The sequence below is a fragment of the Hydrogenobaculum sp. genome (assembly GCF_049967395.1).
Lineage (GTDB): Bacteria > Aquificota > Aquificia > Aquificales > Aquificaceae > Hydrogenobaculum.
On record NZ_JBMFST010000103.1, the window covers coordinates 1 to 1,786 of the forward strand.

2 protein-coding genes are annotated in these 1,786 nt (G+C 36.5%); both read right to left on the reverse strand.

Features of this window, described 5'->3' with window-relative positions; translation table 11 throughout:
• Nucleotides 1–52 precede the first annotated feature (52 nt).
• Nucleotides 53–772 (reverse strand): type I-B CRISPR-associated protein Cas5b, encoded by a 720-nt coding sequence (gene cas5b, locus ACP5S8_RS08285; RefSeq protein ID WP_461876466.1) that lies wholly within the window; start codon nucleotides 770–772, stop codon nucleotides 53–55.
• A 3-nt stretch (nucleotides 773–775) separates the two neighbouring features.
• The gene (cas7b, locus tag ACP5S8_RS08290) at nucleotides 776–1,738 is read right to left on the reverse strand and encodes a type I-B CRISPR-associated protein Cas7/Csh2 (protein ID WP_461876467.1); all 963 of its coding nucleotides are present in this window, start codon (nucleotides 1,736–1,738) and stop codon (nucleotides 776–778) included.
• Nucleotides 1,739–1,786 lie beyond the last annotated feature (48 nt).

A 1,786-nucleotide genomic window follows, 5' to 3' on the forward strand; every position in this document is an offset into this window, starting at 1 on the left:
CTATTTATATGATCTTCTATATATACGTTCGGATGAGAGTATATACCTGATTTCACCATAGATATACGTGTTCATCGTTTCCTAGCCTTAAAACACCATTAAAAGTTCCGTAAATAGGATTTCCATATACATCAAAAATGACATCCTCATACTTTTTCACTTCTCTACTAGGTAACATATAAGTTGGTATTCTTTCTTTCACTATATGCTTTATGTTTTCTACATCTAAGCTTTCGACTGCACTAACTGGTATTACGCTGTTTACTATAGTAGATTCTTTTTCTTCTACAGCTTCATAAACACCCTCAAAAGAAAAATCACCTAGGAGTTCCGATAAACCAAGCGAGACGCTGTAATAAGTTTGATGATTAGATAGCATGTTTTCAAGGCTTTTCAAAAACTCATCATCAGCACCAATATAAATCTTGTAGCAAGCATTCTTTACAAATTCAGATTTTATCTGAGTCCTCAGAGTTTTATTAGTATCTCCTTTCCTCCTTGAAATAAGGGTAGGGTCAAATCCCCTCGATCCCTTCGTGAATATTATATTTAGACCCATCCTTATCTTTTTAACGGGGCTTCCTATTCCCACGCCTATTTTTAGATGTTTGGTCTTTTCAAGATATTCGCTTTTATCAAAACCCATTATAGCACTCACTATTCCTCTTACAGTAGGTGGTGGCGGGAAAGAAAAAGAAAGGGGTGAAGAAGTTGTATAAAACTTTCTAAAATGTGCCAAATCTCCAAAAAGCTTAAAAACCAGAACCTTCAAAGCTTACACCTCTTTCACCCAAGGAAACTCCTCAATTACCACGCCTTCAAACAAAGATTCTATAGGTATAGACAACCTCACTCTGTCATCTACGGCAAAGCTAATTTTTTCTATCTTATCTTTGTATTTTGCTACTTTTTCTTTTAACTTTGATAGGTCTAACTCTAACTCCTCTATATCTCTTATTTCCTCATCTCTTTTATCAGATTTGAAGCTTATAAGCTTATCGAGCTCCCCTATGTGAGTTAGCGTGTTTTCTTTATAAGTGATTTGTATTAAAAGCCTAGGGCTGTGTCCAAACTTAGACCTTGAAATGACATCCGTTGAGCCTTTATGCCCTAACCACATAGCTTTTAGCATGTCCTCTATGTCCTCATCCTTCAGATTGGTATCTTTGGCGGCTTTTTCGTTGGCAATACCGTAAAATGCTATAAGAGAATAAGGCAATACATAAACCTCTGTCATTGTTCCTTGCCCTTTACCCTCACCAGAAGGCATTACAGTAGTTCCCTTCACCAACTCCATCTTAACCCTATGTAAAGATCTACCAAATTTAAACTGAACAGGACCAGTAAAAGATGCTGCTTGCTGAGCTTCATCAGCTTCTTGTTCTTCCGATTCATTAGATTTTTTCTTGGACTTTTTGGCGTTTTTAAGAGCAAAGGTCCCTCCAAAGAGCCTTATATCTATACACCTTTCTAAGACCTTGGCATAATCGTTTTCGTATGTAGAAAATATATCTTCTTTGCTTGATAGCTTGCCATTTTCTTTTCTTTCTTCCCTTATGAAAACCTCGTATCCCATATCTAAAAGCTGATCTCTTATTGTCCTTTTTAGCCTAACGTCGGTAACGTAGTTTATACCCGTTTCCTCGTCAATCCTTGGCTTATTTTCATCCAAGGGGTCTCCATTTGGGTTTGCCCAAGACACATCGTAAACAAACAAAAACTCACGCCTGTTCTTCATTGTTTTCCTCCTTTTTAACAAAAATAAATTTTTTACTTATAGCATCAT

Coding starts and splice junctions, on each gene's coding strand:
- cas7b (WP_461876467.1), bottom strand. CDS start 1,738: ATGAAGAACAGGCGTGAGTTTTTGTTTGTTTACGATGTGTCTTGGGCA.